We start from the raw sequence: 15,068 nt of genomic DNA on the forward strand, positions 1-15,068 counted from the left end.
GCGCCTGATGGATGCCACGCATCACAGGAGGCTACTCGCCATGTCCACTCGTGCCGTCAGGACGACAGCTTCAGCACTTGCCGACCTCCGCAACGAACCCCGCAGCCCTCTACCGGGTAGCGAAAAGTCAGCGTTAGCTGACACTCCCGCAACAGTCGCAGCAGGAATAAAACCATTGCGAGCGACCGCTGTTGCAAAGGCCAAGCCTGCATCCAGTCGCAAGAAGATCACTGTGTCAGTGGTAGTGCCTCGAATAAAGCCCGTCACCCAGGCCGCAGTCGTAGGCAAACACCTCACACGCGCACAGTTCAAGTCATCGCACGCCGCCGCGCCCTCGTCAGTAAAGGCGGTGCAGGCATTCGCAAAGGCATTCAACCTCTCCTCCAAAGCCGAACCCGCACACAGCACGGTTCACGTCACCGGCACAGTCAAAGACATGCAGGAAGCCTTCGGCGTCACGCTGCAGGAACACACAGTAGGCACAAAAACTCTGCGCATCCGGCAGGGCGCCATCTATCTCCCAGACTCCGTCCTGCCTCACGTGCAAGCCGTACTCGGTCTGGATAACCGTCCCCAGGCCAAACCGCATTACCGAGTCGGCAAAGCGCGCGCCGCCGCCAGCACCTCCTTCACACCGCCACAACTCGCGCAGCTCTACGGCTTCCCTCCCAGCGCCAAAGCCACCGGCCAAACCATCGCGCTGATTGAACTCGGCGGCGGATTCCGCCAGGCCGACATCGCCGCCTACTTCAAATCCCTCGGCATCGCCGCCCCCAGCGTCAAAGCCGTCTTGGTGGACGGTGGCAAGAACGCCCCCAGCAACGCCAACGGTGCAGACGGCGAAGTCATGCTCGACATTGAAGTCGCCGCAGCCGTCGCACCCGGCGCAAAGATCGCCGTCTACTTCGCACCCAACACCGACCAGGGTTTCGTCGATGCCATCGCCACCGCCGCGCACGACACCACAAACAAACCCACCATCATCTCCATCAGTTGGGGAGGCCCGGAATCATCCTGGACATCCCAGGCGCTCACCGCCTTAGACAACGCCTGCAAAGACGCCGCAGCCCTCGGCATCACCGTCACCGCCGCAGCAGGTGACGACGGATCAAACGACGGCGTAGGCGACGGCAAGAAGCACGTCGACTTCCCCGCCAGCAGCCCCAACGTACTCGCCTGCGGCGGCACAAAACTAGTCGCCTCCAACGGAGCCATCACCAGCGAAGTCGTCTGGAACGAAACCGCAAACAATGAGGGCGCAACCGGCGGCGGCATCAGCACCGCATTCCCGCAGCCCACATGGCAGAAGAGCGTCGCCGCAACCAAATCCGGCCGAGGCGTTCCAGACGTAGCAGGTGACGCCAATCCCACCACCGGCTATCAAGTCCGCGTCGACGGCCAGAACATGGTCATCGGTGGCACCAGCGCCGTAGCTCCTCTCTGGGCGGGCCTCATCGCACTCAGCAACGCAACGAACAAAAACGCCGCAGGACTACCGCAGGCAAAGCTCTACAGCACCACCGGACAGAAAGCCTTCCGCGACATCACCAGCGGCAACAACGGAGCATTCAAAGCCGCCAAAGGCTGGGACGCATGCACCGGCCTCGGCTCTCCCAAAGCCGCATCCATCATCACCTTGCTAGCTACAAAGTCGTCAGCCAAAAAGAAAACCAGCAGAGCAAAGGCATAAAAGTTCTTCGCGGGCCGGGAGAGGCTAAGCCACTCTCGGCCATTTTCTTTTATCGTGCTGAAACAAACGCGCACGCTCCTGCGTCACCTCATACAATTCCTCTCACTGGATACATTCAGCCGACCGCGCCCGTCGTGGCGTTGTCAGCGCAATACACGCGTTTGCCCACGTACATCCGCAGGCAATCGCGTAGGGAGTAGTCTTCATGGCTTTTCGATGTTCGTGTGCCTGCGCCTTCGTCCTGTCCGCATGTGTGGGCATGGCTGCAGCACAACAGGTGCCTCTGGTGCAGCCCGGCGCTCCCGGCCAACCCAACAAGGTCATCACCAATCCCGTGGGAACAGCGGTGCACGAACCCACGGCCGCCGACTTCGGCTTTATGCAGGGCATGGTCATCCATCACAGCCAGGCAGTGGAGATGGTCGGCCTCATGAACGGCCGCACCACCAATCCGCAGATGCTTGAGATGGGTAAGCGCATCAGCATCTCGCAGGGCGACGAAATCGCTTTCATGAAGCGCTGGCTCTCCTTCTATGGCAAGCCTGTTCAGGAAAACAAAATGGACATGGACATGGATATGCCCGGTATGGACATGTCGCACATGGACCACGGCAAGCAAGACATGGACACCGCCGTAATGCCCGGCATGCTCACGCCCCGCCAGATGCAGGCACTGCGCAATGCCAAAGGCGCACAGTTTGACCACCTCTTCCTCACCGGCATGATCCAGCACCACACCGGCGCTCTCAACATGGTGAAGGAGTTGTTTGAAACGAAGGATGGCGGTCAGGAACCGCAGTTATTTGATTTCACCGCAGACGTGGATGTCACGCAGCGCGCCGAAATCGAAACGATGCAAAGCATGTTGGCCAAGGAGAAAAAATAAGCGATGACTCGACGCACGATGTGGAACACCGCCGCACTGGCACTGGCCTTTCTAGCAGGTACCGCAGCGGTCTCTGCGCAGGTAGCCATGCCGGCAAAGCCCACCGTCTATAACAACCCGCAGCTTCCCAATGATCCCCGCGTCGGCCTCAAGGGTGGCGTTACAGACGCAGGCGTTGCAGCTCAGGGTATGGAGTTGGTGCTCAACCTGCCCAAGCCTCCGGGCTTTGCAGCAGGCACCACGCCGCAGGAAAAGGCTCCCGCACCGGTACCCGCAGCACCGGCGCCCCTTGGCCCCGACGGCAAGCCCCGTGTACGCGCTTTGCAGCTCGGCTCCACCAACTCTGATCTTGCGTTCAAGGATCACTACGTCGTCGTCGGCAATTACAACGGCTTCAACATCTACGACATTGCAGATCCCACCAAGACCACACTGAAGTCCTCCGTGATGTGCCCCGGCTCGCAGGGCGATCCAACCGTCTACGGCAACCTGCTCTTCATCTCCGTGGAATCCACCAGCGCGCGCGTTGATTGCGGCACACAGGGCATTCCCCTTCCCGCTGGCTACGTTCCACCGGCACCGCCAGCACGTCCCGCAGGCGCTCCGGGTGGCGGTCGTTCGCCCCGCGCTCCTGAGCCACCCAGCAAAGATCGCTTCCGTGGCGTTCGCATCTTCGACATCAGCGACATCGCCAACCCCAAGCAGCTTCCCGGCGTACAGACCTGCCGCGGTTCACACACCAACACCCTCGTAACGGACCCCAACGACAAGGACAACGTTTACATCTACGTCGCTGGTTACGCTCCCATCCGTTCGTCTGAGGAACTGGCCGGCTGCTCTTCTGGCGGCGTAGACGATCCCAACACCGCGCTTTACACCATCGTCGTCATCCAGGTGCCGCTCGCACATCCTGATACCGCAAAGGTCATCGAAAGCCCGCGCATCTTCTCCGATCCAAACACCGGCGCCATGAACGGCCTTGCGGTCGGAAACCTGCATGGTGAAGGCGCTGCCGCACAGCCCGTAAGCGGCTGCCACGACATCACCTCCTTCCCTGAAATCGGTCTCGCTGCTGGCGCATGCACCCGCGTGGGCATCCTGCTCGACATCAAGAACCCGGCTCACCCCAAGCGTGTAGCCGCCATCTCCGATCCCAACTTCTCCTTCTGGCACTCCGCTCTCTGGAACAACGACGGCTCCAAGCTGATCTTTGACGACGAGTGGGGCGGCGGCACCCAGCCGCGTTGCCGTGCAACCGACCCCATGACCTGGGGCGCGGATTCCATCTTCACGCGCAAGGGTTCTGAACTCACCCTCGGCAGCTACTACAAGATGCCTGCACCGCAGACCGAGCTGGAGAACTGCACCGCCCACAACGGTAATCTGGTTCCCATCCCGGGCCGCGATATCGAAGTGAAGAGCTGGTACCAGGGTGGCATCTCCATCATGGACTTCACCGACGCAACGCACCCGTTTGAAATTGCCTACTTCGATCGTGGACCGCTTGACAGCGAGAAGTTCATCGACGGCGGCACATGGTCGGCCTACTGGTACAACGGCTATGTCTACGGTGCAGAAATCGCCCGTGGTCTCGACGTCTACAAGATCACGCCAACCAAGTTCGTCACGGCAAATGAAATCGCCGCAGCCGAACAGGTTCACATGACTCTTTACAACGCTCAGTTGGCGACGAAGATCATCTATCCCAAAACCTTCATCACTGCCAAGGCATACGTGGACCAGCTTGTGCGCGACAATGCGCTCACACAGGACAAGGCCACCACGCTGTTCGCAGCAATGGACAAGAAGAACACCAAGGTGCTGAAGACCTACGCAGCCACCCTCAAGAAGGACTCCGCCAAGGCATCGCCGAACACTGCAGCCCGCATGACGGCACTCGCTGAGATCCTCGCTCAGTAGCCCCACCATCATCACAAAAGGGGCGCGGCCAATCAGCCGCGCCCCTTTGCTATTCACGAATCAACAAAACACAATCACCACATCGACAGGTAGTGGCGATTACACGGCGATAGGTTGTGACTGTAGCGATAGGTTCTCGCTGTCATTCTGAGCAAAGCGAAAAATCCCATGCCCCTCGCATCGACTCAACGTTGAACACCATTCAGCCACGGTGCATTACTTCCCTGCCTGGGTCTCCTCAATCACCTTCTTCACAGCATCCCTAGCCTCAGCACGAACCGCAGGCTGCGACAGATCCTTGCGAATCCAAGTCTCTTCCATATCTGCAATCCGCCCATACCGCGAATCCTTACCCTTAGCTGCCTTCGCATCGGACCACGCGTTCACACCAGCAAGCTCCTCATCCCACGCCTCACGCGTAATGTCCCAGAAGGCGACCCTACGAGGCGAAGCAAACTCCTGTGCATCCTTGCACTCCGCATCCGGCAGCCGCACATACCAGGTCTTGCCAAGCTCCTTCACCAGCGGAGTCTTCACACCATCGGCATCCACAATCTTCGTGTTCGCCTCACGCTCCAGCCAGTTCGTGTCATACACGACCAGCTTCGACGACCGCTCCAGATCCTGATAATCCTTCCGCTTCATATCGCGATACTCACGCCCCGGAATCGGCGCCATGTCGTCGCACTTCCAGCTCGCATACTCCGTGTCCGTCGTCCACGCAGCGGAGCACTCATAGCGCAAACCATCATCCAGGCTCGTCACACGACGCAGCCACTGGTTCGGCTCAAGCTGGATCGTCTTCCACGTGTCCTCGCCCTTAGCATTCGGCCCCTGATACTCAAACCGGCTCGACGCATTAAACGCCCAATCCTCACCCGTATGCCGAATGATGCCGCCTGGCATGTGCTCGCCCTTCAGCGTCACTCCCTGCAACACATGCTGCAGCTTCACACGCGTCGGTGAGACCTCCGTGGCAATGATCCACTCCTTCACGCTCTTGTCCTTGTTCACGTCGTACACGCGATTGTCGCGGACATACCCCGGCTTCAGCGTCTCCGTCTCCACAAAGCTCTAGTCCACCAGGAAACAGCCAGTGCGCGCATGAATCGCCTTCTTCCCTGCCTCAAGCTGCGACATCTGTGCGCAAGCCACCGACGACACCAAACCCAACGAGACCAACTTCACCAGAGCGTTCATAGTGCAGTCAGACTACACGATCTAGGATCAATTAAGTCCCATATTTATATCGATCCTTTTCTTACTCACCGAACGACGACATACGCGAGCAGAACAGCCGCAAAGGCCACGGCGGCAATGCGCACCCGATGTCTCCCATCCCAGACCCGGTTCAACCGCTGCCAATCGGCATCACCTTCCGCCACGCGACGAGCAAGCGGAACCAGAAACACGATCGATGCCACCGAAGTAAGAACCCAGACCGTATCCGCAGCAAGCAGGATTGCGCGGCCCGGCGTATGCCAATAAAGCCACGTCTCAATCCCCAGCAACACGGTAGAGGCCATGTACCAGACGGGCATCACCTTTCCCAACATCAGAGCAGAACGGCTCAGCAGCTTCAATTGCGATTCAGGTTCCAGCTGCGACGCCGCAGGGTTCGTGAATGCAGACACAGAAAACTCGACGCCGACCAGGGTAAGAACGACGAAGAGGGTCGTCACGTTGAACAAGTGCATGAGGGCCTCCCATTGACTCTTCCCAAAAGACGCTTTGCAATGGAGCACTGATGCAGAAAGCAGCACTGACAAATTCGTCAGTTGGAGGAATCTATGGGCGTCTCAAAGAAAGAAATCTCACCCTGCCCCATCGACGTGACGCTAAGCGTGATCGACGGGCGATGGAAAGGCACCATACTCTGGCGACTGCTGGACGGGCCCATGAGGACAAACGAATTGCGGAAGAGCATCCCCGAAATCACAGAACGCATGCTTCTCCGTCATCTGCGCGAGATGACCGGAGCCGGAATTCTAGGACGTCATCAGGATCAGGGCTTGCCCCTGCGAGTCCATTACTCAATCACGCCCTACGGACTGACCCTCGTCCCGGTACTGGATGCCCTGTGTTCATGGGGCAGAGAGCATTTAAAGCGCGATCTATCGGCTTGATTCTCATCGGCCAGCTGCGTCCTCCGTATACGGCCACCATCCGCCGTCCCCACAGCGATTGAGCAGCAGAACGCCCCGCAAGCGCAACCAGCCTCAAAGCGAGATACTTGTAGACGATGCCGAACGAAAACAAGCCGCCCGTCTACCTGCTCGACACCATGGCCTTCATCTTCCGCGCGTACCACGCCATGCAGCGGTCGCGGCCCATGTCCACGCGCACCGGCGTCCCCACGGCGGCCACTTATGTCTTCATCAACATGATCAACAAGCTGCGGCAGGACTTCCATCCGCACTACCTCGCAGCCATCTACGAGGGCGGCGCGCCCGTACACCGCAACGAAGCCGCGGCGCAGATGAAGACCATCAAAAAGTTCAACATCAAAACCCAGCAGTTCGACGAAGTCGACTACGGCGGCTACAAGGCCACCCGCACCGAGACCCCGCCCGACCTCACACAGCAGCAGCCCTACATCCGCCGCGCCCTCGAAGCCTTCGGCATCCCCATCCTCGCGCATGAAGGCTTCGAGGCCGACGACGTCATCGGCACACTCTCACAGCGCCTCAGTGAACAGGGCCACCCCGTCTACATCGTCTCGTCCGACAAGGACATGATGCAGCTCGTCACCGACAGTGTGCATATCCTCAACCCAACGAAAGACAACCTCATCCTCGACCCCGCCAAGGTCGAAGAAGTCCTCGGCGTCCCACCCCAACGCGTCATCGACGTCATGGCCCTCCGCGGCGACAGCATCGACAACATCCCCGGCGCACCCGGCATCGGCGACAAGGGCTCCGTCGAACTCATCCAGCAATTCGGCTCCGTAGAAGCCGCACTCGACGCCGCCCGCGACAACCCCGACAGCATCAAGGGCAAACGCCAGCGCGAATCCCTGCAGAACAATCGTGACACCGTCATGCTCTCCAAGGAGCTCGTCACCATCCACTGCAACCTGCCGGTCGACTACTCGCTCGAAGCCATGAGCACCGCCACCGAGCCCAACCTCGCCGACCTCCGCGCGCTCTACACCGAACTCGAATTCACCACGCTGCTCAAGGACCTCCCCGCCCCCGAAGCGCAAAAAATCGACTACATCCTAGAGCCCACCGCGCACGACATCACCGAACTACTCGCCACCAGCGACACCCTCGCCATCTTCTTCCCCGAAGACGCGCAAGCCATCGCCGAAGAGTCAGGCGCCGAAACCGAACTCGACACCGAATCCCCCGCCGAAGATCCCATCGCCACCAACATGGATCTATTCGCCGCGATGACCACCCCGGTCGAAACCAAACCCTTCGCACCACCGCAAACCGAACCGCTGCCCGTAGGCCTGGCAACAACAGCAGACAAAGCCATTCTGCTGGACCTCAACACCGACATAGCAGCCCCCATCCGCGAAGCGCTAAAAAACAACAAAATCCCCAAAGCAGTCCACGACCTGAAAGCCGTGCTGCGCACCTGCGAACGCGCCAAAATCGAAATCAAAAACGTTCGCGACGACGTCATGCTCTACAGCTACCTCATCAACCCCACGCACGGCAGCCACAAGCTCTCCGACGTCGCCGCACGCTTCAACGACCGCGCCCTCACGCAGGTAGAAAAGAAACAAACCCCACCAGCACACATCCTGCCCGAAGCCGCCAGCGCAGTCTTCCAACTCACCAGCCTCCTCAAACCGCAAATCGAAGAAGCCGAACTAAACAAAACCTACGAAGACATCGACCTCCCGCTGGTCCCCGTGCTCCTGCACATGGAAAAAGCCGGCTGCCGCATCGACACCGATCTCCTCCGCGCGCAGAACACCCGACTCGCCGTCGCCATGGACGACCTCGCCGCCCGCATCCACACCCTCGCAGGCCGCACCTTCAACATCAACTCTCCCAAACAATTAGGAGAAGTCCTCTTCAACGAGATGAACCTGCCCAAGCCGCTCAAGTACGGCAAGGGCAAAGTCGTCTCCACCGCGCAGGACGTCCTCGAAGAACTCTCCGAACAACACGAAGCCCCGCGCCTCGTCCTCGAGTACCGTCAGTTAGCCAAGTTACGCAGTAACTACACCGAACAACTTCCCTTGTTAGTCGACACCGACTCGCGCGTCCACACCACCTTCAACCAGGTAGGCACCGCCACAGGCCGACTAAGTTCCACTAACCCCAACTTACAAAACATTCCTGTAAGAACTGAGTTAGGCAGAGAAATCCGCGCAGCCTTCACCGCGCAGCCCGGCAACATCATCCTCTCCGCCGACTACAGCCAGATCGAACTCCGCCTCATGGCCCACTTCTCGCAGGACCCGCTCCTGCTCAACGCCTACCGCACCAACATCGACATCCACACGCTCACCGCGTCGGAAGTCTTCGGCGTCGACCCCGCCACCATGAGCAAGGAAACCCGCAACCGCGCCAAGGCCGTCAACTTCGGCATCGTCTACGGCATCAGTCCGTTTGGATTGGCAGCGCAGTTAGGCATCGACCAGAAAGAAGCCCGCACCTACATCGAAACCTACTTCGACCGCTACAAGGGCGTGCAGACCTTCATCACAGAACTGCTCGAACAGACACGCAACACCGGCAAAGTCACCACACTCTTCGGCCGCACCCGCCCCATCCCCGACATTCAGTCACGCAATCCCAACATGCGAGGCTTCGCCGAACGCACCGCCGTCAACACCCCGCTGCAAGGCACCGCGGCCGACATGATCAAGGTAGCCATGCTCCACATCGACAAGGCACTCACCGCAGGCAACTACAAAACCCGCATGACCCTGCAGGTCCACGACGAACTCCTCTTCGACGCACCAAAGGAAGAAGCAGAAGCAGTCGCCGCCTTAGTCAAAAAAGAAATGGAGAGCGTAATCCAACTCTCCATCCCAGTAGTCGCCGAAGTAGGCCAAGGCCCCAACTGGCGCGACGCTAAGTAATTTTCCTTTTGCTACTCTGCACCGTCTTCAGTGTTGAGATGCAAAACGACAATGCGTTTTGCATCTCTGGTGCTGAAGAAGACCAGGCCATTACCCAAAATGAAACCCGGCCCTGCTGATCGCGAATTAACAATCGACATATCGGACAGTTTTGCGGCGTGAATTGCGGCACGCTGTTTCTCGTTCAGTTTGTTCTGTACGAATTCAGCCCACTGAGTAGAGTCCCTGACAAAGAACTTCGAATCTACTTGTTTGCCATGTATCGCGCTGCCGGGCAGTATGACCTCAACCGGAAACTTCAGAATTGCATTCGGATTCTCACCGGGGGACTTCACAGCCAGCTTAAAAGCCGAGATCGCCTGATTGGCCTTACTCGCGGTAATCCCTAATCTGCAAAATAAAGATCCACCATTTACCGTGTCCCTATCATGCTCTCGATCAAACGACGTTGTTGGCCCTGTGACTTTCACGAAGCAGTTGTCATCAACAGAAGACGGCCATCTCGTCTGCCCCCGACAAGATGTAACCACCATCAGAAAAATAGCAATCGCGATTATTCCTCGTTGCGCTCTTTTCATTGCCGTGTTTCTTTCCATAGCCGCACACATCTAGACAGCATATCCTCACCAAAACTTCCGTCCTGCTGCCGTGTGTAATACAAATTCATTCCGCTCCGCACATGGATGAGTATTTGTATCGGACGCGAGCCGTTTGAGATGCACACCACTTCACAGTTCAACTCCGACCACAGAAACAAGCGCCAAAGGCGCGCCGAGATATTAGCCTAGGCCGAAGGCCTAGGCTAGACCCTATAGAAGGCCAAGGGCCAAAGGCCCGCTCTATAATCCTCGCGTGCCACAATCTCTCGTATTCGCATTAGTCCACATCATTTTCAGCACCAAAGACCGCACACCATCCATCACCAACCCAACCGATCTCCACGCCTATCTCGCCACCGTCGCGCGAAACCTCGGTTGCGATTGTTTCCGAGTCGGAGGCACGATGGATCACGTGCATCTGGCAGTTGGCCTGTCGAGAACAATCACCATTGCCGACCTCATCTCCGAACTCAAAACATCCTCATCTCAATGGATGAAAACGCAAGGCGCATCCACCTTTGCGTGGCAACGAGGCTACGGTGCATTCACCCTCGGCAAATCCGACCTTGATGCACTCATGCGATACATCGACAACCAGGAAGAACATCACCGCAAGATCGATTTCCGCGATGAACTCCGCGCCATCCTCAAACGCTACGGCGTCGAACACGACGAACAATACGTGTGGGATTAGACTGGGCCGTTGGCGCTCAATCACTGGGGCGGTTGGTAATCGTTGATGAGGTCTGTGAGAGTGGCCAAATGTTCGCGGGTCAACTTCGCACGCAGAAGATTCACATTCATCGGATACTCCGTCCCATAATTCAATTGCTTGTCTAGTGCAGGGTACGTCGCAGCAATGAAGGCGTCTCGATAGCGAAGCCATGCTCTCTCCGCCACCTTCAGCTTTGCCAAGCCAAGTGAATCCCCAGCAATTTGGGTCAGAAAGTTTTTATATTTCGTATTCAGTTCAGCATCGACTCGCTTGGCCTCATCACTCGCGCACAGGTTCAGATCGTGCTGTGTGTCTGCAACCTTCATGCAACCGTCGAGCGTTAAACTGCTCTGCCCATGACAAGAACATGCCAAGGCCACGAACAAAGGCAAAACCACAATACGTCTCATTCTGTAATCATCTACACGAAACACGCCGCAGGCGTCGAGAACGGCACGAAGTGCTAACCGCGCTCATAATGCAGCACGATCTCCTGCTCACTCGCAATCGGCTGTCCATCACGAGTAGCCGGATCAAAGCTCCATCCCCGCACCGTTGCCATCACCTGCTGATCAATCGGATCGCCCAGCCCCTGTTCCAGCGTCAGCTTCGTAATCGTGCCGTGCGCATCAATCACCGCGTCCATGATCACGTTGCCGCCCTTGCCACGCGGCAGGCTGCTCAGGTCCGGCGCGGGACGCGGAAACACCTTCACAATTGCAATCCGAACATTGCCGCTGCCCAGCGCACTCACGCCTGACGAGCCATCGCCCTTCTCTGTCTCGGGCTTCGCCTCAGGCACCGGCGCAGGAGCCACCTTCGCAATCGTCGGTGTCTTCACCTTCGCTGGAGCAGACTTCTTAGGCGCAGAACTCGCCGCCGCGCTCTCCTGCCCGCCAATGGTGTACGTCAGCAACGTATGCGTCCCATGCGCCGACCCCGGCAGCTTCACCCGCACCGCCTGCGGAGCCTTCACCGCCACCAGCACCACCGCCGCAATCACCAGCGCATGCGTCCCCGCTGAAAGCCAAACACCCCGAAGCTCATCGAAACGCCGCATGCCCGCAGTGTAGCCTCCTCACGATTAGACGCACGAACAAAATCAGCAGGCCATTTCCAGGAAAAGCCACGAATCCCTGCCCTACAACCCTTCCCACACCATCAGAAACAAACCATCTGCATCGTTCTTTCGCAAAACGATCAGGGAGTGTTCGCCGTGTCACAGAAGCCCATAGAAGAAGAAGTACGTACCACCAACGACTGGTTCGGTCGCTTCGCCGCTTCATCCTCAGGCTGGCTCGGCTCCAAATGGGCGTTCTCCGCAGCGGTTCTGCTCATCGTTGCCTGGGCAGCAAGCGGCCCCATGTTCCATTACTCCGCCGAGTGGCAACTCGTCATCAACACCGGCACCACCATCATCACCTTCCTGATGGTCTTCCTCATCCAGAACACCCAGAACCGCGACGCCCGCGCCATCAACCTGAAACTGAACGAACTCATCCGTTCCGGTGACAACGCCGAGAATCAGATGATCGACATCGAGAACCTAAGCGACCTCGAACTCGACGACCTCCAAGTCCGCTACGAAGCAGTCCGCAACGCCTGCGAAGACCGCCGAGCCATACGAGCCGCAGCCGCCAAGGCCAACGCCACCTAAAGCGGGAGCCGTCAAAATCCTGTCAAGCCCCTGCCTTATCCAAACCCAACAAACCAAAAGAAATAGAGTTGGCATGTTACTTCCATCAACTCCCTAAAATAGAGATAGAGCTGAAAAGGGCCGCGATGGTCGCGGCCCTAAGTCATTTAGAAAGACGATTTTGCCTCTAACTCCAACAGGATGACGATTTTAGCAACACCCCAAAACCTAACCCCTTTAGAAAGACGATTTTAGAATAACAGGGGGAGGGGGTACCTGGCCCCACCATAAGCAAAAGCCAGCGGAAACCGCTGGCCTGCTTTCACGCCGAAGGCGTCGAGAACGGCACGAAGTGCTACCGCCCACTTCCCGGCCGGAACCGGATCGTATAGAACGCTCCGAAGATTGTCATCAGAAGTCCCCACCAGAACGCCGCATGAAGGTTTGCCAGCACCACGCTCGGCGGATGCGAGAACTCATAGATCCCCACCGGCGTCAGCACCAGCCCATACATCAGGCAAAGCACTCCGACAAAAAACCAAAGCGACAACGTTTCTTTGGGCTTCACATCTCTGTCTTCGATTGAAGCGTGTACGTGATGAATATCAGCAGTCTTGTGTTCCATCGTTCCCCGCTCCTTTACCAGAAGAGAATGTTCAGGCCAATAAATACAACCGACACAACGCCCGCCCAGAAGATCGGCTTCTGGAAGAGTGTGCGAGCACCATCATGCGGAATCACAGTAGCGCCATAAACCAGACCATCCAACTCGGAATCCGGTTTCGGAGTGGTCATCAGGCTGACGACAACGGTCACAACCACGCAGATGATCCAGCTCCACAGTGCGCGATACATGTTCTCAGCCATCGGTTGCGCATCAGGCGACAGCGCGATGTGTGCCAGCGCAGCCTTTCCACCGAGTTCCACATACGTGAACATCGCAATGGAGCTGACGGTTCCCGCCAGCAGGCCCCAGAATCCGCCCGCCTTCGTAGCCCGCTTCCACAGCATGCCCAGAATCACCGTGCCGAACAGAGGTGAGATGAAGAAGGAGAACAGCGCCTGCACGTAATCCATGATGGATCCCGCACGAGCCACAAGGTAAGCCGTGCCAATCGACACCAACATGCCGATCACAGTCGACCAGCGGCCCATCGACACATAGTGCTTATCCGGCGCATCCTTCTTGATGTACGCACCGTAGATGTCATACGTCCACACGGTCGAGAACGCCGACACATTGCCAGCCATACCGCTCATGAACCCAGCCACCAGAGCCGTAATACCCAGCCCCAGCAGACCCGGCCCACAGTAGCGGATCAGCATCAGCGGCAACACCTCGTCATACGCGTGCTGCCCCGTAGCGCGAGCCACATCACCCGGCACGAGGTGCATCAGCGACCCATCAGGGTTCTTCAGCACAGCCAGTGCCAGCAGACCCGGCACGATCACGATGAGGGGTACCGCCATCTTGAACGCCGCACCAATCACCGGCGCCATCTTGGCTGCACGCAGATCCTTAGCGCTCAGTACACGCTGCACGACCAGGAAGTCAGTCGTCCAGTATCCGAAGGACACGATGGCGCCCAAGCCGAACACAATCCCCGTCCAGTGAATACCCATCGGGTTCCCCTTGAAGGTTCCCAGGGTAGACCACAGATGCGTGTAGTCATTGCTACCCACGTTATGGGCAATCTGTGCCTTCAGGTTGGTCCAGCCACCCGCCTCGATGAGCCCAAGGATAGGAATGAGCGCAGCACCTGCCCAGATGAGCACGAACTGCAGCACCTCGTTGATGATGGCCGAACGCAGTCCACCCAACATCACGTAGATCGCCACGGTGATCGCACCAATCCAGATAGAGAAGGTGATGTTCCATCCCAGCACTGTCTGCATGACCACAGCCATGGCGTACATGTTCACGCCACTCATCAGGATGGTCATGAACCCGAAGCTGATGGCGGCCAGTCCGCGCGCACCCTCACCAAACCGTAACTGCAGGTACCCCGGCACCGAGTGTGTCTTGGAGATGTAGTAGAACGGCATCATCACGATGCCCAGGAACAGCATGGCAGGGATGGCGCCTATCCAATACCAATGCGTCGCCAGGATACCGTACTGATAGGCAGACCCCGCCCACCCCATCAGCTCCAGCGACCCCAGGTTCGCCGAAACAAAACTGAGGCCGGCAATCCAGGCGGTCATCTCACGGCCAGCGAGAAAGAACTCTTCGCTCGTATTAGTGCCGCCCTTCACATAGAAGCCGATGAACAGCACCATGACGAAGTACAGCGCGAGGATCACAATGTCGATCCCGGAAAGATTCGTTAGCTGTGAGGCAAGCAGTGTCGCCATCACAGGGTGAGCAAAGGGCATTCCCTATTTCTCCTTGAGACAGACAGTGTGCCCCATAAGGGAGTCTCTGCGCCAGAGACGAAAGTTAAGCCATCTTCCGCTTTGCACTTCAACCTTCAGGTTTTCTGCCATCCTGCGCCGAAATCACCTACAAAAAGCTGGTCTACACTCGCGACTATCAATAATTCGCTTCTCAGCAAAAATACTTTAGAAGGTCGTA

14 protein-coding genes are annotated in these 15,068 nt (G+C 57.9%); 7 read left to right on the top strand and 7 right to left on the bottom strand.

Annotated elements, in window-relative coordinates; all coding sequences use genetic code 11:
• The first annotated feature begins 40 nt into the window (after positions 1–40).
• The 3 genes from M504_RS18730 to M504_RS18740 all read left to right on the top strand — a co-directional run bounded on the left by M504_RS18730 (position 41) and on the right by M504_RS18740 (position 4,496).
• Positions 41–1,690: a protease pro-enzyme activation domain-containing protein gene (locus M504_RS18730; RefSeq protein WP_047497166.1), complete on the top strand. Its 1,650-nt coding sequence runs from the start codon at positions 41–43 to the stop codon at positions 1,688–1,690.
• A 205-nt stretch (positions 1,691–1,895) separates the two neighbouring features.
• Complete coding sequence (locus M504_RS18735; RefSeq protein ID WP_047497168.1) at positions 1,896–2,576, top strand: DUF305 domain-containing protein; 681 nt, start codon at positions 1,896–1,898, stop codon at positions 2,574–2,576.
• A gap of 3 nt (positions 2,577–2,579) precedes the next feature.
• Positions 2,580–4,496 (top strand): LVIVD repeat-containing protein, encoded by a 1,917-nt coding sequence (locus M504_RS18740; RefSeq protein WP_047497169.1) that lies wholly within the window; start codon positions 2,580–2,582, stop codon positions 4,494–4,496.
• 216 nt (positions 4,497–4,712) lie between these two features.
• Here M504_RS18740 and M504_RS18745 read toward each other — a convergent pair whose 3' ends face one another.
• The gene (locus tag M504_RS18745) at positions 4,713–5,564 is read right to left on the bottom strand and encodes a DUF6607 family protein (RefSeq protein ID WP_047497171.1); all 852 of its coding nucleotides are present in this window, start codon (positions 5,562–5,564) and stop codon (positions 4,713–4,715) included.
• A 197-nt stretch (positions 5,565–5,761) separates the two neighbouring features.
• Positions 5,762–6,193 carry a DUF1772 domain-containing protein gene (locus M504_RS18750; protein ID WP_052201049.1) on the bottom strand — a complete coding sequence of 144 codons (432 nt, stop codon included), beginning with the start codon at positions 6,191–6,193 and terminating at the stop codon, positions 5,762–5,764.
• A gap of 93 nt (positions 6,194–6,286) precedes the next feature.
• Here M504_RS18750 and M504_RS18755 point away from each other — a divergent pair, with 93 nt between their 5' ends.
• Both M504_RS18755 and polA read left to right on the top strand, forming a co-directional pair.
• Positions 6,287–6,622, top strand: a complete 336-nt coding sequence (locus tag M504_RS18755) for a helix-turn-helix domain-containing protein (protein ID WP_047497173.1) — start codon at positions 6,287–6,289, stop codon at positions 6,620–6,622.
• Positions 6,623–6,738: 116 nt separating this feature from the next.
• Positions 6,739–9,543, top strand: a complete 2,805-nt coding sequence (polA, locus tag M504_RS18760; protein WP_047497175.1) for a DNA polymerase I — start codon at positions 6,739–6,741, stop codon at positions 9,541–9,543.
• Between the two features lie 11 nt (positions 9,544–9,554).
• Here polA and M504_RS18765 read toward each other — a convergent pair whose 3' ends face one another.
• Entirely contained in the window at positions 9,555–10,121 is a 567-nt protein-coding gene (locus M504_RS18765) for a hypothetical protein (protein WP_047497177.1), read from the bottom strand.
• Between the two features lie 274 nt (positions 10,122–10,395).
• Between M504_RS18765 and tnpA the strand changes: the two genes are divergently transcribed.
• Positions 10,396–10,836: an IS200/IS605 family transposase gene (gene tnpA, locus M504_RS18770; protein ID WP_047497179.1), complete on the top strand. Its 441-nt coding sequence runs from the start codon at positions 10,396–10,398 to the stop codon at positions 10,834–10,836.
• Positions 10,837–10,856: 20 nt separating this feature from the next.
• On the opposite strand, the gene M504_RS18775 is transcribed toward tnpA, so the two are convergent.
• Positions 10,857–11,183, bottom strand: coding sequence for a lysozyme inhibitor LprI family protein (locus M504_RS18775; RefSeq protein WP_052201050.1), 327 nt, complete (start codon positions 11,181–11,183; stop codon positions 10,857–10,859).
• A gap of 137 nt (positions 11,184–11,320) precedes the next feature.
• Entirely contained in the window at positions 11,321–11,917 is a 597-nt protein-coding gene (locus M504_RS18780; protein ID WP_047497181.1) for a TonB family protein, read from the bottom strand.
• Between the two features lie 156 nt (positions 11,918–12,073).
• Here M504_RS18780 and M504_RS18785 point away from each other — a divergent pair, with 156 nt between their 5' ends.
• Positions 12,074–12,514, top strand: a complete 441-nt coding sequence (locus M504_RS18785; RefSeq protein ID WP_052201079.1) for a low affinity iron permease family protein — start codon at positions 12,074–12,076, stop codon at positions 12,512–12,514.
• Positions 12,515–12,848: 334 nt separating this feature from the next.
• Here M504_RS18785 and M504_RS18790 read toward each other — a convergent pair whose 3' ends face one another.
• The gene (locus M504_RS18790) at positions 12,849–13,118 is read right to left on the bottom strand and encodes a hypothetical protein (protein WP_052201051.1); all 270 of its coding nucleotides are present in this window, start codon (positions 13,116–13,118) and stop codon (positions 12,849–12,851) included.
• A gap of 14 nt (positions 13,119–13,132) precedes the next feature.
• Positions 13,133–14,869 carry a sodium:solute symporter family protein gene (locus M504_RS18795; RefSeq protein ID WP_084214542.1) on the bottom strand — a complete coding sequence of 579 codons (1,737 nt, stop codon included), beginning with the start codon at positions 14,867–14,869 and terminating at the stop codon, positions 13,133–13,135.
• Positions 14,870–15,068: the final 199 nt, after the last annotated feature.

The organism is Terriglobus sp. TAA 43 (genome assembly GCF_000800015.1).
Lineage (GTDB): Bacteria > Acidobacteriota > Terriglobia > Terriglobales > Acidobacteriaceae > Terriglobus.